This is a genomic window from Streptomyces sp. NPDC053474 (assembly GCF_044544845.1).
Lineage (GTDB): Bacteria > Actinomycetota > Actinomycetes > Streptomycetales > Streptomycetaceae > Streptomyces.
In genome coordinates, this window is sequence record NZ_JBITXV010000003.1 from 499,064 (window position 1) to 518,980 (window position 19,917).

At 72.5% G+C, this 19,917-nt stretch carries 18 protein-coding genes, 1 tRNA gene and 1 riboswitch; of the genes, 8 read left to right on the plus strand and 11 right to left on the minus strand.

The features are described 5' to 3' along the window. Positions 1-79 precede the first annotated feature (79 nt). On the plus strand, positions 80-2,296 hold the full coding sequence (locus tag ACIG3E_RS08955) for an MMPL family transporter (protein ID WP_399613081.1): 2,217 nt from the start codon (positions 80-82) through the stop codon (positions 2,294-2,296). On the opposite strand, the gene ACIG3E_RS08960 is transcribed toward ACIG3E_RS08955, so the two are convergent. From ACIG3E_RS08960 to ACIG3E_RS08990, 7 genes are all read right to left on the minus strand, one after another. Further along, entirely contained in the window at positions 2,236-2,376 is a 141-nt protein-coding gene (locus ACIG3E_RS08960; protein WP_399613084.1) for a hypothetical protein, read from the minus strand. The genes ACIG3E_RS08955 and ACIG3E_RS08960 overlap by 61 nt on opposite strands. Positions 2,377-2,540: 164 nt before the next feature. After that, complete coding sequence (locus ACIG3E_RS08965) at positions 2,541-3,206, minus strand: response regulator (RefSeq protein WP_399613087.1); 666 nt, start codon at positions 3,204-3,206, stop codon at positions 2,541-2,543. Continuing rightward, the gene (locus ACIG3E_RS08970; protein ID WP_399613090.1) at positions 3,173-4,423 is read right to left on the minus strand and encodes a sensor histidine kinase; all 1,251 of its coding nucleotides are present in this window, start codon (positions 4,421-4,423) and stop codon (positions 3,173-3,175) included. The genes ACIG3E_RS08965 and ACIG3E_RS08970 overlap by 34 nt, the downstream gene beginning before the upstream one ends. A gap of 2 nt (positions 4,424-4,425) precedes the next feature. Continuing rightward, a complete protein-coding gene (locus tag ACIG3E_RS08975; RefSeq protein WP_399613092.1) occupies positions 4,426-4,905 on the minus strand; it encodes a DUF3592 domain-containing protein in 480 nt (159 codons plus the stop codon). A gap of 118 nt (positions 4,906-5,023) precedes the next feature. Continuing rightward, positions 5,024-5,623, minus strand: a complete 600-nt coding sequence (locus tag ACIG3E_RS08980) for a lytic polysaccharide monooxygenase (protein ID WP_399613095.1) — start codon at positions 5,621-5,623, stop codon at positions 5,024-5,026. Positions 5,624-5,912: 289 nt separating this feature from the next. Continuing rightward, entirely contained in the window at positions 5,913-7,100 is a 1,188-nt protein-coding gene (locus ACIG3E_RS08985) for an SPFH domain-containing protein (protein WP_399613097.1), read from the minus strand. Positions 7,101-7,149: 49 nt separating this feature from the next. After that, a complete protein-coding gene (locus tag ACIG3E_RS08990) occupies positions 7,150-8,496 on the minus strand; it encodes a peptidoglycan-binding protein (RefSeq protein ID WP_399613099.1) in 1,347 nt (448 codons plus the stop codon). Between the two features lie 242 nt (positions 8,497-8,738). Between ACIG3E_RS08990 and ACIG3E_RS08995 the strand changes: the two genes are divergently transcribed. The 4 genes from ACIG3E_RS08995 to ACIG3E_RS09010 all read left to right on the plus strand — a co-directional run bounded on the left by ACIG3E_RS08995 (position 8,739) and on the right by ACIG3E_RS09010 (position 13,953). Then, positions 8,739-8,812 (plus strand) — tRNA-Lys (locus ACIG3E_RS08995). Positions 8,813-8,984: 172 nt separating this feature from the next. Then, entirely contained in the window at positions 8,985-9,698 is a 714-nt protein-coding gene (locus ACIG3E_RS09000) for a FadR/GntR family transcriptional regulator (RefSeq protein ID WP_399613101.1), read from the plus strand. Positions 9,699-10,030: 332 nt separating this feature from the next. Next, positions 10,031-12,019, plus strand: coding sequence for a glycosyltransferase family 2 protein (locus ACIG3E_RS09005; RefSeq protein ID WP_399613104.1), 1,989 nt, complete (start codon positions 10,031-10,033; stop codon positions 12,017-12,019). Then, the gene (locus tag ACIG3E_RS09010; RefSeq protein ID WP_399613108.1) at positions 12,016-13,953 is read left to right on the plus strand and encodes a galactose oxidase-like domain-containing protein; all 1,938 of its coding nucleotides are present in this window, start codon (positions 12,016-12,018) and stop codon (positions 13,951-13,953) included. Before ACIG3E_RS09005 ends, ACIG3E_RS09010 begins: the two co-directional genes overlap by 4 nt. A 125-nt stretch (positions 13,954-14,078) precedes the next feature. Here ACIG3E_RS09010 and ACIG3E_RS09015 read toward each other — a convergent pair whose 3' ends face one another. Further along, a complete protein-coding gene (locus ACIG3E_RS09015) occupies positions 14,079-15,113 on the minus strand; it encodes a glycoside hydrolase family 6 protein (protein ID WP_399613110.1) in 1,035 nt (344 codons plus the stop codon). Between the two features lie 161 nt (positions 15,114-15,274). On the opposite strand from ACIG3E_RS09015, the gene ACIG3E_RS09020 reads away from it, so the two are divergent. The 3 genes from ACIG3E_RS09020 (at position 15,275) to ACIG3E_RS09030 (ending at position 17,660) form a co-directional block, all read left to right on the plus strand. After that, the gene (locus tag ACIG3E_RS09020; RefSeq protein WP_399613113.1) at positions 15,275-16,084 is read left to right on the plus strand and encodes an ANTAR domain-containing protein; all 810 of its coding nucleotides are present in this window, start codon (positions 15,275-15,277) and stop codon (positions 16,082-16,084) included. Positions 16,085-16,456: 372 nt separating this feature from the next. Continuing rightward, positions 16,457-16,529, plus strand: a riboswitch (cobalamin riboswitch). Positions 16,530-16,584: 55 nt separating this feature from the next. Next, positions 16,585-16,812 (plus strand): CbtB-domain containing protein, encoded by a 228-nt coding sequence (locus ACIG3E_RS09025; protein WP_399613115.1) that lies wholly within the window; start codon positions 16,585-16,587, stop codon positions 16,810-16,812. Between the two features lie 17 nt (positions 16,813-16,829). After that, positions 16,830-17,660 (plus strand): CbtA family protein, encoded by an 831-nt coding sequence (locus ACIG3E_RS09030; protein ID WP_399613117.1) that lies wholly within the window; start codon positions 16,830-16,832, stop codon positions 17,658-17,660. 103 nt (positions 17,661-17,763) lie between these two features. Here the strand turns inward: ACIG3E_RS09030 and ACIG3E_RS09035 are convergent, their stop codons facing one another. The 3 genes from ACIG3E_RS09035 to ACIG3E_RS09045 all read right to left on the minus strand — a co-directional run bounded on the left by ACIG3E_RS09035 (position 17,764) and on the right by ACIG3E_RS09045 (position 19,850). Beyond that, entirely contained in the window at positions 17,764-18,444 is a 681-nt protein-coding gene (locus ACIG3E_RS09035) for a class F sortase (RefSeq protein ID WP_399613119.1), read from the minus strand. Between the two features lie 2 nt (positions 18,445-18,446). Beyond that, positions 18,447-18,983 (minus strand): hypothetical protein, encoded by a 537-nt coding sequence (locus ACIG3E_RS09040; protein ID WP_399613122.1) that lies wholly within the window; start codon positions 18,981-18,983, stop codon positions 18,447-18,449. Positions 18,984-19,070: 87 nt separating this feature from the next. Further along, on the minus strand, positions 19,071-19,850 hold the full coding sequence (locus ACIG3E_RS09045) for an HAD-IIA family hydrolase (RefSeq protein ID WP_399613124.1): 780 nt from the start codon (positions 19,848-19,850) through the stop codon (positions 19,071-19,073). Between the last annotated feature and the right edge of the window lie 67 nt (positions 19,851-19,917).

Here is a 19,917-nt window from a genome sequence, read left to right on the forward strand (position 1 = left end):
CCGGCAGGTGCCGGTGCCGGGCGAAGGTATGGCCGAGAACAGTCTTCGCCCCGGCCCCTGGGGCCAGTTAGGAGCGGTCATGCTCGCCAAGCTGTCCCGGACGGCCACCCGGCGTCCGGTCTTGGTGCTGTTGGTCTGGTTTCTGCTGCTCGCCGTCGGATTCGGCTTCGGTACGCGGGTCTTCGGCGACCTCAACTCGTCCGTGGAGGACGTGCCCGGCAGCGAGTCCGCGGTCACGAGCGAGGTGCTCGGGCCGCTCACACCGGGCGGGGAGTCCTTCACGGCGTCCGTGACGGGCGGCGCGGACGGCTCGGTGCGCGCCCCGCAGGTGCGGACCGCGGTGTCCGAGGCGCTCGCGGACCTGCGCGGCCTGCCGGGCGTCGACCGCGTCCTCGACCCGTACACCGCCAAGGGCCTGGTCGCCGAGGACGGCAAGGTGCTCCTGATCCCCGTCACGCTGGAGGGCGACCTCTCGGACCGCGACGAGATCCACGCGGTGAACGACGCCGCCGACCGGCTGCGGGAGATCGCCGGGGCGGCCGACGACCGCGTCGACGTGGCGGTCAGCGGCGACCCGCTGCTCGGCGACCAGATGGGCGGGCGCGCCCAACAGGACGTGGCGCGCGCCGAGTTGATCACCCTGCCCGCCGTGCTGCTCGCCCTGCTGCTGATCTTCGGGGGGCTGCGGGCGGCCGGGCTTCCGCTGCTCGTGGCGGTGAGCGGCGTTGCCGGGGCGTTCCTGACGCTGTTCGCGTTCAGCCAGGTCACGGACATCTCCGTGTACGCGGTTCAGGTGGTCTCGATGCTGGGCCTCGGCCTCGCGGTGGACTACGCGCTCCTCATGGTGGTGCGGTTCCGCGAGGAACGGGGGCGTGAGCCGGATGTCGTACGCGCCGTGCACGCGACGGTCGCGCACGCCGGGCGGACCGTGCTGTTCTCCGGTCTGACGGTGGCGGTGTGCCTGTCGGGCCTGGTGTGGTTCCCCAGCCCGTTCCTGCGGAGCATGGGCCTCGCGGCGGGCGCGGTCGTCGTGGTCGACATGCTGGCGGCCCTGACGCTGCTGCCCGCGCTGCTCGCCCTGTTCGGCGGCAAGCTGACGCCCAAGCGCTCGAAGGCCCGGCTGCGGAAGCGGACGTCGGAGCCCGGCGCGCTCTTCGCCCGGCTCGCCCGCTTCTCGGCCCGGCGTCCCTACGCCGTCCTGGTCACCGTGGTCGCCGGGCTCGCCGTGCTCGCGATGCCCGTCCTCGGCCTGCGCATCGAGATCGGCGACGCCCGCCAGCTGCCGCACGACACCGAGGCCCGGCAGCTCTACGACGCCGTGCACGAGCACTTCCCCGCGGGCACGGACGTGAACACCGTCGACGTGATGATCCGGCCCGGCGCCGACCCCGCCTACGCCCGGGAGATCCGCGCCCTGCCCGGCGTCACCCGGTCGGACAGCGAGCGGCTGCCGAACGGTTCGACGCTGGTGCGGCTCACCCCGACCGGCTCGGCGGACGGGCCCGGTGCGACCGCCCTCGTCGAGCGGGTGCGCGACCTGCGCGACGGCGAGCCGGTCCAGGTGACCGGCACCGCGGCCCGGCTCGTGGACTTCCGGGCGATGCTCGCCGACCGGGCGCCGTGGGCCGTACTCACCGTGCTCGGGGGCCTGTTCGCGCTGCTCTTCGCCTTCACCGGCTCGCTCCTGAGCCCGCTGCGGACGCTGCTTACCACGCTTCTGAGCCTGGGGGCCGCGCTCGGCGTGGTGACCTGGGTGTTCCAGGACGGGCACGGGGCCTCGCTGCTCGGCGGCGAGGGGCTCGGCGCGCTCAGCCTGACCGCGCCGCCGCTGATCATCGCGATCGCGTTCGGCCTTGCCATGGACTACGAGCTGTTCATCCTGTCGCGGATGCGGGAGTCCTGGGAGGCGACCGGGGACGCGCACGAGGCGGTCGTCGAGGGATTGCGCCGCTCGGGCCGCGTGGTGACCTGTGCCGCGCTGCTGCTCGCCATCGTCTTCGGCGGCTTCATGACGGGCGGCTTCTCGCCGATCCTGCAGATCGGCCTGGGCCTGACGCTCGCGGTCCTGATCGACGCCACGATCGTACGGATGCTCCTCGTGCCCGCCGCGATGACGCTGCTCGGCGACCGGGCGTGGTGGGCCCCGCCGTTCCTGCGGCGGCTGCACCAGCGGTACGGGCTCTCCGAGGCCCCGGCCGAGGCCCGGCCCGAGCGCCCGGCCGCCGGGCCCGGTCCTCAGGAGAGCACGATGACGTCCATGACGACGGCGGCGGCGAGCCCGCAGCCGAGGAGGTAGCTGCCGAGTCTGGTCCGGCCGCGGCGGCTCAGCTCGACGACCAGGCCGCAGAGGACGAGCAGCAGCCCGTACACACCCACGACTAGAACGGACGCTCTATTTAGTAGATGCATTCCGAGCAGCACCGCCGCCACCGCCATCCCCGCGGTGGCGGCGGCGACGCGCAGCCGCCGTGCCTGGCGCGGGGTGCGGGCCCCGCGCTCCGCGGGTCCTTGCTCCGACATGCCCATGCCCGGGATGGTAGTCAGGCCCGGAGATACGCGAGGACGGCGAGCACCCGCCGGTGCGTGCCGTCGGTGACGGGCAGGTCGAGCTTGCCGAGGATGTTGCCGATGTGCTTGCCCACGGCGGCCTCGGTGACGACGAGTTCGGCGGCGATCGCGGCGTTGGACCGGCCCTCCGCGACCAGCGCGAGCACCTCGCGCTCGCGCGGCGTGAGCCGTTCAAGCGGATCGCGCCTGCGCCGCAGCAACTGCCGTACGACTTCGGGGTCCACGACCGTGCCGCCGTCGGCGACCCGGGTGAAGGCGTCCACGAACTGCTCGACCTGGCCGACCCGGTCCTTGAGCAGATAGCCGACCCCGCCGCCGTCACCGGTGTCCAGCAACTCGGCGGCGTACGACCGCTGCACGTACTGGCTGAGCACGAGGACCGGCAGGCCGGGCCGCTCCGCGCGCAGGGCGAGCGCGGCGCGCAGCCCCTCGTCCTGGAAGCCGGGCGGCATCCGCACGTCGGTGACGACGACGTCCGGCGCGTGGGCGGCGACGGCCAAGCGCAGCGCGTCCGCGTCGCCGACCGCGGCGGCCACCTCGTGCCCGAAGCGGGTGAGCACCCCGACGAGGCCCTCGCGCAGCAGCACGCTGTCCTCGGCGAGGACTACGCGGCGGGCGCGGGCGGCATCGGGTCGCACGGTATCTCCAGGGACAGGACGGTCGGCCCGCCGGGCGGACTGGTGACGGTCAGTGTGCCATCGAGGACGGCGAGGCGGTCGGCGAGGCCGGTCAGACCGGTGCCGCGCGCGGGGTCGGCGCCGCCGCGCCCGTCGTCGCGCACCCGCAGCCGCAGGGCGCCCCCCGTGTGCCGGGCGTGCACCTCGGCCCGTGCGGCGCCGCTGTGCCGGGCGACGTTGGCGAGGGCCTCGCGGACCGCGAAGTACGCGGCGGACTCGACGGGTTCGGGCAGCCGGGGCAGGTCCGCGTCGGTGTCGACGGGCACGGGCGAGCGGTCGGCGGCGTCCTCCACGGCGGCCGCGAGGCCGTAGTCGGCGAGGACGCGCGGGTGGATGCCCCGGATCAGCTCGCGCAGTTCGGCGAGGACCCGGTCGGCCTCCTCGTGGGCGGCGGCGATCCGGGCCGCCAGCGGGCTGCCCGGCTCGGCGTCGAGGCGGGCGAGCCCGAGGCCCATGCTCAGGGCGACGAGCCGCTGCTGCGCCCCGTCGTGCAGATCCCGCTCCACCCGGCGGCGCTCGGCCTCGAAGGCGGCGACGAGCCGGGCCCTGGACCGGGTCACCTCGGCGAGCCGCGCCTCCGCCTCGGCCTCGCGCGGGGCGAGCAGGAGTTGGGCGACGGCGGCGCGGGCGGTGGCGTACGCGCCGAGCGGGTACAGCAGGGCGGCGAGCAGCGCCAGGCCGAGCAGGGCGGTGCCGCAGGCCGCCGGGTAGGACGCGACGAACCACAGCTTCGCGGGCCGGACGCCACCGCCGTCGGGGCCGCCGGTGAGCGCGAGGTGGGCGGGCGCGGCGGTCAGGGCGAGGGGCAGCCCCAGCGTGCAGGCGGCGACGGCCAGGTCGAGGGGCCACAGCACGCACGCCATCAGGACGGCGTACGCCAACTCCCGCCAGGTCGCCTGCTCCCGCACCCGCAGCCGCAGCCAGGCCGCGAGGCCCGGGGCGGCGGGGGTGCGGTGCGGGCTGGCCAGGGGCCCGGGCCGTACGAGGAGGGCGCGGCGGCGCTCCAGGGCCGCCACGGGCACGCCCGCGAGCGCGAGGAGCGCGAGCAGGGGGATGCCCACCACGACGAGGCTGGCGGCCAGGCCGAGGACGAGGCCTCCGGCCAGGGCGACGAGGAGGGGGGCTCCCAGCGCGATCCCTGACAGCACATAGGCCGCGCCCCGCAACGTGTGCTTCACGCTCAGGGCACTTCGATGTCCGGGTCGCCGGGCCCCCAGCCGAAGTCCTCGGAGAAGGCGTGCGCGCCGACGGCGAAGGAGAGGCAGAAGACGGCGAACAGGCCGAGGAAGCAGAGCGTGGCGACCGTGGCCAGCGTGTTCGCGACCGGGCGCGGTGCGTGGGCGGTCGCCCGCTCGGGCCGGTCCGGGGCGTAGTACACGGTCACGATGTCGCCTTCGACGACCGTCGCCGGGCCGTCCTCCTCCTCGAAGCGGACCGTACGGCCGTCGCGGGTGACGAACTCGTAGACGTGGTGGACGGTCGTGGACACGTGGTCGCGGTGCCCGGAGGTCGTGGTGTAGGTGCGCAGACAGCGCGCCTCGGCGGTCAGGCCGCTGCCCCAGGCGCGCCGCACCTGGGCCGAGCGCCTGGCGATCGCGACCGCCATGGCGACGGCTCCGGCCGCCATGACCAGCGGTATCAGCGTGAAGAACGCGTCCATGAGGGTCCCCCGTTAAGTCCCGCGCACGCCGTCGTGGTCACGTACGGCGTGCGCAGAACCTACCCGTGGGGGGTGGCGGGGATCCTCAGGGGAACCTCTGAACCAGGTGCTCGCGGGCTCAGAAGGTGACGTCGGAGCAGGCGTAGAACGCGTTGCCCGTGTCCGCGATCGTCCAGACGGCGAGGATCACGTGGTGGCCGCTGCGGCCGCCCGGGATCGTGCCGCTGTGCGACAGGGTCGCGGGCGGCTGCTGGCTGTTGTAGGGGACGGTGAGGAACGGCTGGGTGTCGAGCGCCGCCCTGGTCAGGGGCTGGCTCTCGTTCCAGCCCTGCTTGGTGATGTAGTAGCGGAAGTCCGTGGTGCGGTGGCGCGCGGTGAACTGCCAGCGGAAGCTGTAGCTCTGGCCGCCGGACACCTTCGTCGTGGGCCAGGCGTTGCCGTTCGGCTGCGTCGCCTTGTTGAGCGAGCTGAATCCGGCGAGCCCGGCGGAACAGAGCTTTCCGTCGGCGGGGCCGCCCGCGGGGAAGCCCTTGGGGCCCTCGACGCTCTGCGGTTCGTACTGTATGGAACCGCAGCCCGTCACCACGCCCTTGGCGCAGTTGATCTGGCGGCTTGCGGGCAGGTCGGTGTAGCCATGGCTGCTGGCGCCGCCGGTCGAGAGCACGAACGCTCCGACCGTCGCCATCCCGAGCATGGCGGCGGACATCTTCTTTCGCATGCTGCGCTCCTGAACAACGTGGGGGTAGTTCTGTGAGCCGTGCGCGCTGACGGTCGTGCTGAGCTGCCGTGTGACGGATGTTCCGGTGCCACGCGGGGTGCGATTCGCATGGTCTGGACCAACGAAGATGCGCGGTCTAGACCAAGTCTCAGATTATTGCGGTTAGTTGAACATGTCCATACCAACCGAGGAGATGATCCGGTCGCACGGCCCCCGCGATTCCTCCACAAGTTCACGGTGCGGGCAGCCGATTCCGGCGTACTTCGGCAGGTACGGCGGCGTACCGGGTTCAGCGCTCGCCGTGCCCCGTGTAGAACGCCACCGTCAGGTCCTTCACCAGCGCCTTGCGCTCGTAGTCGTCGAGCTCGACCAGGCCGCGCGTGGTCAAGCGCGTCACCGTGTCCTCGACGGAGTCCACCACCGACGTGAGCACGCTGTCGCGGTGCCGCGCGTCGAGCGCGGCGATCCGGCGCCGGTGCATCGCCTCGGCCACCTCCGGCGCGTACTCGATGCGCGTCGGCTGTACGGAGAAGACCTCGATCCCCACCGGCTCCGCCTGCGCGGCGAGGGCCCGGGTCAGGGCCTCCCCGACGGCCTCCGCGTCGCGCAGCGTCGGGCCGCCGTCGGCCGCGCCCCGCGCCCCGTCGTGGAAGGCGTCGGCGGGCAGCCGCGACAGGACGCGCGCGGCGGTCGCCTCCACGCACTCGCGCAGGTACTCCTGGTGGTCCGCGACGGCGAGCGCGGCCCGCGCGGTGTCCCTGACCCGCCACACCACGAGCACCACCACCCGCAGCGCCACGCCGGAGCGGTCCACGGCGGCCATCGGCTCGCTGCGCCAGTGCCGAAGGCGCACGTCGACGCGGCGCCGAAGGAGCAGCGGGTTCACCCACAGCAGACCGGTCCGCCGCACGCTGCCCCGGTACCGGCCGAACAGGGTCAGGACCCACGCCCCGCCGACCCGGCCGCGCGCGAGCCCGCCGAACCCGAACAGGGCGAGCGCCCCGGCCCCGGCGAGCACCGCCCACTGCGCGGCCCCGATCCCCTGCGCCCCCGCCCGGCCCGGCGCCCCGGGCAGGACCCGGGGCAGCACCCCGGCCCACCACAGCGCGAGCGCGCACCCGGCCGCGCCCACGCCACCGGCGAGCACCCCGACCGCGCCGGGCAGCACCCGGGCGCGCCGCTCGGCGAGCTCCGGGTCGGCCCCGGGCACCGGCGGCGGGAGCGGCACGGACGGCCGGGCCGCCGCCGCCCGGGGCCCCGGCTCCCCGCGGGGGCGCCCCGCACCGCCGCGCACCACGGCGGAGGGCAGCGCCACCCCCACCGGATCCCGAGGATCGTCGCGGAACAGCAGGTGGACGGGGATCTCCGTGGTGGCCTCGCTGTGGATGAGGCGGGACGGACGGCCCGCGGCCCCCGCCGCGCCGCCGCGCCCCCGGCCTTCGTCCGACTCCGGGGACCGCTCTGTCGTCGTGCTCATCTCTGCCTCCGTCGCCTCCGCCATGGGTTCCCCGCCGCGCGCGGGCCCCTCACCGGAACAGCCGCCGCCAGGTCTCGGGGCCCGGGACCCCGTCGGCCGCGCCGCCCCGCCAGCCCTGCGCCCGCTGGAAGGCCTCGACCGCCCTGCGGTCCGCCTCGCCCCAGCGCGGCCCGGGCCCGACCGCGTAGTACTTGCCGAAGCCCTTGCGCACGAGCTGCCGCCCGAGCAGCTCGACGTACGCGTTGCTCTGCCCGGGCCGGAAGTGGACCTTGCCGGGGAAGACGGGGACGGCGGGAGCGGCGGGAGCGGCGGGGACTCCAGGGGCCCCGGGGGCGCCCTGCCCGCCACCGGCGCCACGGCCGCCCGGAATGTCCCGCCCCTTGCCCGTGACCAGGTACGACCACGTCAGCGGCCCCGGGATGCCGTCCGCGTCCGTGCCCCTCCAGCCCTGGGCCAGCTGGAACGCCCGGGTCGCCCTGCGGTCGGCGTCGCCCCAGCGGGGCCCCGGCCCCGACCGGTAGAAGGGGGCACCGCCCCGGGCGACGAGCAGCCTCCCGAGCCGGGTGACGTACGCGTTGTGCGCGCCGGGGCCGAAGGAGCGCGCGCCGGGGTAGCGCGCGGACACCGCCGGGGCGGCACCCGCGGGCCCCGGCGCCCGCAGGCCCTTGTACCGATAGGCCCGGTAGCGGTCCGCGTCCTTCCAGTACGCGTAGGGCGTGGCCTTCTTCCGGGTGTACGGCCGCGCCTGCTCATAGGCGAGATAGGAGGTGCGCGTGGAGTCCGTCCAGCCGCCGAAAATCGTCACGTGCGAGCCCCTCTCCGGGTTCGCCGGATTGTGGAACAGGAGAATGTCCCCCGGCGCGAGGGCCGCCTTGGAGATGCGTGTCCCGTACTGGTCGAGCGTGCCCGTCCATTCGTTTCCGCCGAGGTCCCAGGCCATCGAGACGAAGCCCGAGCAGTCCTGCCGGTAGCCGTCCGACCAGAAACTCCGCAGGTTGTACGGGACCCGCGCGTTCACCCACTGCCTGGCCCTGGCGATGATCTCGGCCCGGGTGGTGGTGCGCAGCCGGGCGCCGTGCGCGCTCGTCCCGTGCAGCGGGCTCTGCCTGCCCTGCGGGGTGCCGGGGTCATCCCCCTTCGGGGCCGACACACCCGCTCCCACCTGCGAGAACGACTCCTGGACCGGGGCCGCGGCCGCGGGCAGCGCCTGGCCCGGGCCGAGCACGGAGCCCGCCGCCGCCGCGAGGACCAGGGCCCGCCGGGCGCCGTGCGCACCCGGGTGACCGCCGCGCCCCGGCGGCAGCGCGTGCGTTCCGGAGCGCCGCCAGTGCACGCAGCCCGGGCAGGCGCAGTCGCTCGCGGGCCTGAATTCCTCGAATGCCGGAGCGGCCTCCATGCGATTCCCCTCACATCCGCCGGGGTGTCCGGGGAAGGCCCCCGGCCAGGATTGTCCGCGCATCTGCATATCCGTCAGTTTTCCAACTGTCCGGGGATATCGCATGTTGACGGTCCGAATGATGGAGGGGGCCCGCTAAAGCCCTTCCCGTCGATCCGCCCACCCCCCGCCCTGACGCACCCCAGAGAGCCGCGTGGTCAAGAGCACCCCTCAACGTCCGGTAGAGTTATCTCCGTCAGCAGGCGCCGCTAGCTCAGTTGGTTAGAGCAGCTGACTCTTAATCAGCGGGTCCGGGGTTCGAGTCCCTGGCGGCGCACGATGACGATGGCGAGGCATGTTCGCGGAATGCGCGAACCGGCCTCGCCATCTCTGTTTCTGCGCGGCTTCGCCGCGCGCCGTGGGGGCTTCGCCACCCACACCCCCCAGAACGACGAAAGCCCCCCGTCTCCGACGGGGGGCTTTCGTCGTTCTGCCGCTACCGTTGCGCCATGGCGCGGGACATCCAGGAGCGGATCAAGAAACTCATCATCGACCAGCGGCTGCCCTCCGGCTCCGTGCTGCCGACCGAGCCGGAGCTGATGGAGCGCCTCGGCGTCAGCCGGAACTCCGTGCGCGAGGCGCTCAAGGCGCTCCAGGCCATGGGCATCGTCGAGATCCGGCACGGCTTCGGCACCTACGTCGGGCCGATGTCGATGGCCCCGATGATCGAGGGCCTCACCTTCCGCACCGTCGCCGGGCACTACCGCGGCGAGGACAGCCTGCTCCAGCTCCTGGAGCTGCGCGAGGCCGTCGAGACCGGCCTGATCGCGCGCCTCGCGGGCTCCCTGCCGCCCGCCGACCTGGCCGAGCTCGACGCACTCGTGGACCGCATGGACGCCGAGGCCGCCGGGCCCGACGGCGAGGTCCGCGCCGAGACCGACCGCGCCTTCCACGCCACGCTCTACCGCTGCCTGGGCAACCGGCTCCTCGGCGAGGTCCTGGAGGCGTTCTGGGACGCCTTCCACAAGGTCCGCACCGACCTCGTCGACGTGCCGAGGGACCCGAAGATCACCTGCCGCCAGCACCGCGAGATCCTCGACGCGGTCCGCTCCTCGGACGTCCTGCGCGCGGAACGGGCCATACGCGAACACTTCGGCAACATTCGCACCCGCTTGAGCGCGCCCGCCTCAACAGTGACCTCCAGCCCCACATATGACCGGTAAACTCCTTGCTTTCACTCTTGCGATCACGCAAGGGCGCATAGAACCCTGACGGCAGGCTCACCGGAGCCACGGCTCTCACGGGGCGTGCGACGCGGGGCAGTTGGGGACTCGGACGCCGCCCGTACGACGAGAGTCCTCATGAGCACCGGGACAGGGGGTCCCCGCGTTCATGAACGGATGCCAAGGGGGGCATCATGCAACCGGAAGGCCACGTTTCGCTGTCCTAGGCGAGGGGTGGCCTACCACTTGATGCGCTCGCGCAGGTCGAGGGGGACCGCCGCGGGCGAAAGGACCGACGACCACGCGGACAGCCGCGTGCGGGGGGATGACTCATGACGTCGACGCCACCGGGCGAGCGGCAGGGCGACCCGTCCCAGACCACCCAGCTGCGCGTGCTCTCGCACCGGACGAGCGGTCTGCGACGCATCAAGAAGTCACTGCCGCGCTACGACTACGAGCACTACAGCCGCCTCGCGGGGCCCCTCACCCAGCCGGACCCGGCCAAGCCGTACAAGGTCCAGTACCGCTCCCTGCTCTCCCAGGAGCCGCACCGGATACGCGCGGCCCTCATGCTCGGCGCGGCGCCGCTGCTCTCCCTCGTCCTGCTCGCCTGGCTGCTCCAGCCCGAGCACTGGACGGAGCGCGACTACCCCGCATATGACTTCCTGCCCGTGCTCGACGTCGTCATGCTCGTCTCGATCGGCTTGATCGAGTTCTTCCGCTGCATGAACGTCCTGTCCAACGCGCACGCCACGCTGGTCGCCCGCGACCCGATCCCCGTCGTGCCCGAGACCGGCACCCGCGTCGCCTTCCTCACCTCGTTCGTGCCCGGCAAGGAGCCGATCGAGATGGTCACCAAGACCCTCGAAGCGGCGGTGAGATTGCGCCACCGCGGCCTCCTTCACGTATGGCTGCTCGACGAGGGCGACGACCCCGAGGTCAAGGCCGTCTGCGCGCGCCTGGGCGTGCACCACTTCTCCCGCAAGGGCGTCGCGAAGTGGAACCAGGCCAAGGGCCCGCACCGCGCCAAGACCAAGCACGGCAACTACAACGCCTGGCTGGACGCGCACGGCGACGCCTACGACTACTTCGCCTCCGTGGACACCGACCACGTCCCGATGCCCAACTACCTGGAGCGGATGCTCGGCTTCTTCCGCGACCCGGACGTCGGCTTCGTCATCGGCCCGCAGGTCTACGGCAACTACGACACGTTCGTCACCAAGGCGGCCGAGTCCCAGCAGTTCCTCTTCCACGCCCTCATCCAGCGCGCGGGCAACGCCTACGGCTCGCCCATGTTCGTCGGCACCTCCAACGCGGTGCGCATCAAGGCCCTCAAGCAGATCGGCGGCCTGTACGACTCGATCACCGAGGACATGGCGACGGGCTTCGAGATCCACCGCCACGAGAACCCGGTCACCGGAAGGAAGTGGAAGTCCGTCTACACCCCGGACGTGCTCGCCGTCGGCGAGGGCCCCAATGCCTGGACGGACTTCTTCACCCAGCAGCTCCGCTGGTCGCGCGGCACGTACGAGACGATCCTCAAGCAGTTCTGGAAGGCCCCGTTCTCGCTGCCGCCGGGCCGTCTCTTCAACTACACGATGATGGTCATCTTCTACCCGATGTCCGCCCTGAACTGGATCCTCGCGGCGCTGAGCTGCGCCCTGTTCCTCGGCCTCGGCGCCTCCGGCGTCAACATCGACCCGACCATCTGGCTCATGCTGTACGGCAACGCGTCCGCGCTCCAGATCGGCCTGTACATCTGGAACCGCCGCCACAACGTCTCGCCGCACGAGCCCGAGGGCTCCGGTGGCGTCGCGGGCATGGTGATGTCGGCCCTCTCGGCCCCGATCTACGCGCGCTCCCTCATGGACGCCGCGCTGCGCCGCAAGAGCAGCTTCGTGGTCACGCCCAAGGGCGACTCGGCGAGCCCGGACACGCTGTTCGGCACGTTCCGGATCCACCTGTTCTTCATCCTGGTCTTCGGCGGTTCCATCGCGGCGGCGTACGTGTACGACCACGCGCACCCGGCGATGATCATCTGGGCCACCTTCGCCCTGCTCGTCACCGCCGCGCCGATCTTCGCCTGGCGGCACGGCCTGCGGCAGGAGCGGAAGACACCGTCGGCGCCCGCGGCGGGCGGCGGCCCCCAGGGGCCCGAGCAGCAGACGCTGCCCGCCCGGCAGTTCGCGCCGCACAGCGCGCCCCCGCACGCGCACCCGGCCCCGCACGCGCCGCAGCAGAAGCCCAGCTGGGCCGCGAACACCCAGGCCGGTTCGAATGACGACACCCTGCACATCGCCCTCGGGAGCCACGACACATGAGAGACCCCTCCAGCCGCCGGCGCGCCCGCCGGATAGCGATAGGCACCGCGGTGGTGCTGGCGCTGGCCGGTATGAACGGCCCCTGGCTGTGGCGCGTGGGCTCCGAGAAGTACCACAATTACAAGATCAACAAGCCCGAGTACAAGGCGGCGAACGGCCACTGGAAGGTCGTCGAGTTCCCCGAGGAGTACCGGCAGAACACGATCCACGCGTCGCTCCTGCACACCGGCAAGATCCTGATGGTGGCGGGCTCGGGCAACAACCAGAAGAACTTCGACGAGAAGAAGTTCGACACCCGGCTCTGGGACCCCGAGAAGAACACCATCAAGAAGATCCCGACGCCCACGGACCTGTTCTGCACCGGCCACACCCAGCTCGCCGACGGCAAGCTGCTCATCGCGGGCGGCACCAAGCGGTACGAGAAGCTCAAGGGTGACGTCACCAAGGCCGGTGGCCTGATGATCGTGCACAACGAGAACCCGGACAGGCCGATCACGCTGCCCGCGGGCACCAAGTTCACCGGCAAGAAGAACGGCAAGACCTTCGTGTCGAAGGACCCCGTCGTCGTCGAGCGCGCGAAGAAGGTCTTCGACAAGCGGACCGGCGCGTTCCTGCGCAACGACCCGGGCCTCGGCCGCATCTACGTGGAGGCACAGGCGACCGGCGCCAAGTACGAGACCGGCACGCAGGACAACTACCGCGTGCAGGGCCTGAGCGGCGCCGACGCCCGCAACACGTACGGGATCGCGCAGAAGCTCGCCCTGGACAAGAAGGACTTCCAGGGCATCAAGGACACCTTCGAGTTCGACCCGGTCGCCGAGAAGTACATCAAGGTCGACCCGATGAACGAGGCCCGCTGGTACCCCACGCTGACCACGCTCACCGACGGCAAGGTGCTCTCCCTCTCCGGCCTCGACGAGATCGGCCAGCTCGTTCCGGGCAAGAACGAGGTGTACGACCCGAAGACCAAGAAGTGGACGTACACGAAGAAGATCCGGCAGTTCCCGACCTACCCGGCGATCTTCCAGCTGGCGAACGGCAAGCTCTTCTACTCCGGTTCGAACGCGGGCTACGGCCCCGCCGACGTCGGCCGTGACCCGGGCGTCTGGGACCTGGAGACCAACAAGTTCAAGAAGATCCCGGGCATGAGCGACCCGGACCTCCTGGAGACCTCCAACACGGTCGAGCTGCCGCCCGCGCAGGACCAGCGCTACATGGTCGTCGGCGGCGGTGGCGTCGGCGAGTCCACCGAGGCCTCCAAGAAGACCCGCATCGTCGACCTGAAGAAGCGCGACCCGCGCTTCGTGGACGGCCCCGAGCTGAGCCGGGGCACCCGCTATCCGCAGGCGTCGATCCTGCCCGACGACTCCGTCCTGGTCTCCGGCGGCTCCGAGGACTACCGCGGCCGCGGCGCCTCCAACATCCACGAGGCCCGCCTCTACGACCCGCGCAAGAACACCTTCGACCAGGTCGCCGACCCGCTCGTGGGCCGCAACTACCACTCCGGCTCGATCCTGCTGCCCGACGGCCGCGTGATGTTCTTCGGCTCGGACTCGCTGTACGACGACAAGGCCAACACCAAGCCGGGGAGCTTCGAGCAGCGTGTGGAGATCTATACGCCGCCGTACCTCTACCACGGCGAGCAACCCGCGCTCGGGGCGGGCCCCAAGACCCTGAAGCGGGGCGCGTCCGGCACGTTCCCCGTACGGGACGCCTCGGCCATCAAGTCCGCCCGCCTCATCCGGCCGTCGGCCACCACCCACGTCACGGACATCGACCAGACGTCGATCGCCCTCGACATGAAGAAGTCCGGCGACGAGGTCACGGTCACCGTGCCGAAGAATCGCAGTCTGGTGGAGTCGGGCTGGTACATGCTCTTCGTGACGAACGCCGAGGGCGTCCCCAGCAAGGCCCAGTGGGTCCACGTTCCCTAAGGCCCCGTAAGGGGCGCGGGGAACTGCGCGCTCAGCCCGCGAAAAGCCGCAGTCGCGTCTGCCGAGTTACCGAGCAGATGCGACTGCGGCTTTTCTCTGGTTGCTCGCGCAGTTCCCCGCGCCCCTTAAGGGGCGTTCTTGGCGAGGCCGAGTGCGTACTCGGGCCACCACTGCCCGGCCTGGGGGCCGCCACGGCAGGTCCCGTCGGATTCACCGGGGCGCTTGACCCAGAGGTAGGCGTCGACCTTCGGGTCACCGGTCTTGGTGGTGGGCGCCTCCCCCAGGCCCCGGCCCGGGGGGTTGCACCACGGATCCTTGCCCTCGCCCGAGTAGGGCCCGCGCCCATTGCGGCTGGTGTCGATGACGAAGGGCTTGCCGCCGACCTTGGCGGAAAGGGTCTTGCCGTAGGCCACGCTCGCCTCGGTGGTCTGGAAGTTGGAGACGTTCACCGCGAACCCGTCGGCCTGCTCGACGCCGGAGCGCTTCAGCGGCTCGTACAGGCCGTCCGGGTGCGACCAGCCCGCGTTGCCCGCGTCCAGGTAGACCTTGGTGTTCTTCAGGGACTTCAGCTTGGCGATGGCGCCCTTGAGGAGGTCGTAGCGCTCCTCGTGGAACTGCTCGGGCGTGCACTTGTCGACCATGTGCAGGACCGCGTCCGGCTCCAGGACGACCGTGGCGCCGCGGTCGCCGATGCCCCTGGCCACGCCGTCGATCCACGCCCGGTACGCGTTGCCGTCGGCGGCGCCGCCCTTGGAGAACTGACCGCAGTCGCGGTGCGGGATGTTGTAGAGGACCAGGAGCGCGTCGCGGTCGGCCTTCTCGGCCGCCTCGGTGAAGCCGCGCGCCTCGTCCTCGGGCTTCTCCGGGCCGATCCACTCGCCGACGGGCTGCTCGGCGATCTTCCGGATGAGCCCCGCCCGGTCCTTGTCGCCGTCCTTCTCGTACGCGGCGACCTGCCGCGCGGCGTTCCCGTCGGGGTTGACCCAGAACGGGTCGGTGTCCTTGGGCTGTTGCGTCACCGGACGGGTCGCCTCGTCGCCGTCCCCGTCACCGTCGGACGAGCACCCCGTAAGCAGCAGCGCGGCCCCCGTGAGCACCACCGCGACCGGCACCCCCCTGGCCCCGAGACCCCGCCCGCGACCTGTGTTCTTGCGGTACATCCAGTCCCCCTCGGGTGCACGGTCCGGTGCCCAATCCTGACATAGCTACGTGTCCGTCACGAGGCTGGGAGAGCCCGTCCGGGCACCTGTAGGAGAGCTGTTACAGCCCTTCGAAGCGGGGTAGGCGACCGATTTGGGGGGACGCGCGAAGAGGAGAGGCCATGCAGGCCATGCCGGACCGCATCCCGGAGCTCAGACTGGCGCGCGCCCTCGTCGAGACCGTGGTCACGGTCGCCGACGACTTCGACGCGGACCGCCATCTGCGCCGCGTCAGCCAGCTCTGCGCGGAGCTCCTGGACGCCCTCGCCGCGGGTGTGATGTACACGAACGCCGAGGACACGGTGCGGATCGCCGCGAGCCACCGCGGCGAGGCCCTCGCCCGCGGGCTGCTCGAGGCCCAGCACCTGGGCGGACCCTGCATCGACTGCTTCGGCACCGGCAAGCCGGTGGGGCCGATCCGGCTCGCGTCGCGGGACGCGGTGGCCCGCTGGCCGGAGTTCTCGGCACGGGCCCGCGCCCAGGGCGTCGGCCTCGCGTTCGCGGTGGCGCTGCGGGCCCGGGGGCGCGTCTTCGGCGTGCTCAACGTCTTCGCCGCGGAGGGCTGGCCGCCCGGCGCGCCCGGCGCGCCGGAGGCCGCTCCGGCGCCCCAAGAGGGCGGACAGGGCAGCGCGTTGGGGCTCGCGCAGGCGCTCGCCGATGCCGCGGGCGCCGGTCTGCACAACCAGCGCGCCTACGCCGAGTACCGCGATCTGTCCCGGCAGCTCCAGGCGGCGCTCACCAGCCGCATCCGGATCGAGCAGGCCAAGGGGATACTGGCCGAGCGCTGGCAGACCGGGACCGACGCCGCCTTCGGCGCGATGCGGCGGTACGCGCGCAGGGAGCGCCTCATCATGGACACGGTCGCCGGGATGGTCATCCAGGGGGCCCTCGACGACACGAGCCTGCGGGACGGCCACGCGCCGCCCCCGTAGCCGGTTCCGGGCCGTGTCACCTGCGGCGTTCGTCAAGCCGTGGCAAAAGGTGAGTTGGCGTCAAACCCCCCTAGGCCGACACCGACTTCCGCTCTACAGTCGTGGTGACGGCCCGAGCCCCCGGCCGGAGCGGAGCGTTCCGAAGCCTCCCGCGCCGACGCCGGGTTTCTCCCGCAGCTCGAGCGCGCGCGGTCGAGGACCGGCCCGGTCGGCGGCTCCCGGGGGAGCGGGTCGTTGACCGGGCCAGGGTGCGCCCGCGGGGCGCACGCCGCCCGCGCGCGAGCCCTTCGGGGGCGCGGTGACTGGTTGACAGTGTCCATGACCACCTGCGACTCTCCCGGCGACAAGTCCATACATCGAGGCGACGGTTGCCAGGAACCCGGTGCGACTCCGGGACGGTCCCGCCACTGTGACCCCGCGCGACACGTGGGGAAGTCAGGAACTGAACCCGTCGTCCTCCTGCCATGGGGCGTGGAAACCCCAGTAAGGAGAACCACGGTATGTCCGCTTCCGCTGCGCACACCGCACCACAGACCGACACCACCGCGATACAGTCCGCGACCATCGAGACCCGCGACTGGCTGATCGCCGCGGGTGCCGTGATCCTCGCGCTCATCACCCTGTACGCCGTCTTCATGGACAACGGCTCGCTGATCTCGGCGACCGGCGACTACCTCCACGAGTTCGCGCACGACGGCAGGCACCTCTTCGGTGCCCCCTGCCACTGATCGGGGCCGCTCGCACCATGACCGCGTCCCCAGAGACTCCCCCATCCCCCAACTCCCTCACCGCTCCCCGTAGTCCGGCTCGCTCCACCGCCTCCCCAGCGGCCTCGTCGCCCGTCCTCGCGCTCCTCGGCCGCGGTCTCGCGGCCGGGAGCCTGGGCGGGCTCGCCGCCGGGCTCTTCTCGCTGCTGCTCGCCGAACCCCTGATGGACCGGGCGATCCGCGCGGAGGAGGCCCGCTCGCAGGCGCACGAGCAGCACGACCCCGGCGCGGCCGTGCAGCACCACGAGGAGCTGTTCTCCCGCTCCACGCAGCACGCGGGCCTGGTCATCGCCCTGGTGGTGGCGGGCCTCGCGATCGGTGTGCTCTTCGCCGTCGCGTACGCGCTCGTGCACCGGCGCGATCCGCGCTCCCACCCCTGGCCGCGCGCGCTCGCCTTCTGCGCGGCCGCGTTCTGCGCGATCTCCCTCTTCCCCGCCCTGCGCTATCCGGCGATGCCGCCGGGCGTCGGGGACTCCGGCACGGTGGGCGACCGGCAGGCGATGTGGGTCGCGGCCGTCGTGATCAGCGTGCTCGGCATGTTCCTGGTCTGGCAGGTGTACGTGCGCCTGGCCGCCAGGGCCCTGCCGGTGCGGCAGCTCGCGGCGGCGGGCACGGCGGCCGCCGTCCTCGCGCTGCTGTGGGCGCTGCCGGACAACCCGGACCCGACGCCCGTGAGCCCCACGCTCCTGTGGGACTTCCGCATGCTGTCGCTCGCGTCACACGTCCTGATGTGGGTGGTCTTCGCAGCCGTCTTCGGCGGCATCGGCCTGCGGGCCCTGCGCCCCAGAACCGGGCCGAAGGTCGGCTAGGGCGGTTCGGCAGCGCCCCGAAGGGGCGCGGGGAACTGCGCGACCAGCCACGACGGGCCCGCAGGCGATCGACGGCCCATCGCGGCAATGCCAGCCGAAGCGTTTAGGGACCCACCCCCGTGAGGTACGCGGAGACCACCACGTTCGCGGAGTACGTACGGCTCGCGCGGTCGAACGTGCCGCCGCACGTGATCAGGCGCAGCTCGGCCCGGCCCTCGCGGCGGGGACCGTAGGCCGTCTTCGCGTCGAAGTCGTCGCGGCCGATGACCTGCACGTCGTCGACCGTGAACTCGGCGACCGCCCCGTCGTCCCGCACCACGCGCACCTTCTCGCCGGGGCGCACGGCGCTGAGGTGGTAGAAGACGGCGGGCCTGCTCTCCGTGTCCACGTGCCCCACGAGCAGCGCGGCCCCGGCGGCCCCCGGCCGCACCCCGCCGCCGTACCAGCCGACGACGCCCGGCTGCCCGTACGGCGGCGGGTCGATCGCGCCCACCGCGTCCAGGCCGCGCGCCACCACCGGGGCCCGGACGCCGAGCGAGGGCACGTCCACGCGCTGCGGCCGCGCGTCCGCCAGCGGCTCGTGCGGGCCGGGCAGTTGGAGGCCGGGGGGCCGTCCGACGGCGGCGACGTCGCCGGTGGTCGGGTCGGAGAGGCCGCCGCGGACATCGGTGATCTCGTTGCCCCACAGCCACAGGGCCACGAGCAGCACGGCCCACGCCACGCCCAGGACGAGACGGCTCGTGCCGTGCGGGGCGTCGGCGCCTTCGGGCCCGGACCCGGACACGGTCAGTCGGAGCGGCGCCGGCGGACGCTGCGCAGGGCCACGGCGACGGCGGCGGCCCCCGCTAGCACCAGGCCGACGACCGCGTGCCGCGTACCGGGCCCGGCCTCCTCGGCGACCGCGGCCACGGGCTGGAGGTCGGCGGTACCGCCGCCACCGGCCCGCACGGGCGCCTGCGGGGTGGCCTGGGCGCCGCCGACCCGGACGGTGCCGACACCTTGGTGCGGGTGCCCGTCGCAGGTCACGGTGATCTCGTACGTGCCCGAGATCCCGGCCCTGATCCGGGCGGAGCCGGTGAGGGACTTCCCGCCGCCGGTCAGCGCGGCGTCCTTCGCGAACGCCCCGGACCCGGCGGCGCCGGTCGTCCCCCGGCACCCCGAGACCCGCACCTCGACCTGCCCGCCCGGACTTCCGTCGGCGGGCGTGACCCGGGCCTCGACCTGGTCCTGGTCGTGCGCGACGGCCGTCCCCGGCGCCGCCGCCAGCGCGGCCGCGAGGGCGAGACCGCCCGCGCCACGCACGGCGAGCGTACATATACGCATCGTGAACCTCCTGTACCAGCAGATTCACGCGCGCACGGCGTCACCGCACGTTCAGCACACCCGTTTGTGCCCCGGTGCCGCCGTGCCTCACACCCGGTCGACGAGGTCGGCGATGGAGTCCACGACCTTGGAGGGCCGGAACGGGTACTGGTCGATGTCGGCCCGGGAGGTGAGGCCGGTGAGCACCAGGAAGGTCTCCATCCCCGCCTCAAGGCCAGCGAGGACGTCCGTGTCCATGCGGTCGCCGATCATCGCGCTCGTCTCCGAGTGCGCGCCGATGGCGTTCAGCCCTGTCCGCATCATCAGGGGGTTCGGCTTCCCCGCGAAGTACGGCTTCTTGCCGGTCGCCTTGGTGATCAGCGCGGCCACGGCGCCGGTGGCGGGCAGCGGGCCCTCCGTGGAGGGGCCGGTCTCGTCCGGGTTGGTGCAGATGAAGCGCGCGCCGTCGTTGATGAGCCGCACGGCCTTGGTCATGGCCTCGAAGGAGTAGGTGCGGGTCTCGCCGAGGACCACGTAGTCCGGGTCGTGGTCGGTCAGGACGTAGCCGATGTCGTGCAGGGCGGTCGTCAGGCCCGCCTCGCCGATCACGTACGCCGTGCCGCCGGGCCGCTGGTCGTCGAGGAACTTCGCCGTGGCGAGGGCCGAGGTCCAGATGTTCTCGACGGGCACCTCCAGGCCCATGCGGGTCAGCCGGGCCTGGAGGTCGCGGGCGGTGTAGATGGAGTTGTTGGTGAGCACGAGGAACGGCTTGCCGGACTCGCGGAGCTTCTTGACGAAGGAGTCGGCGCCGGGGATCGGCACGCCCTCGTGGATGAGCACCCCGTCCATGTCGGTGAGCCACGATTCGATGGGCTTGCGCTCTGCCATGGGGTGCACTCCTGCGGGTCTGCGTGAAACCAAGGTGGCGGGTGGGGCGTCGGAACCACGCTGTGCC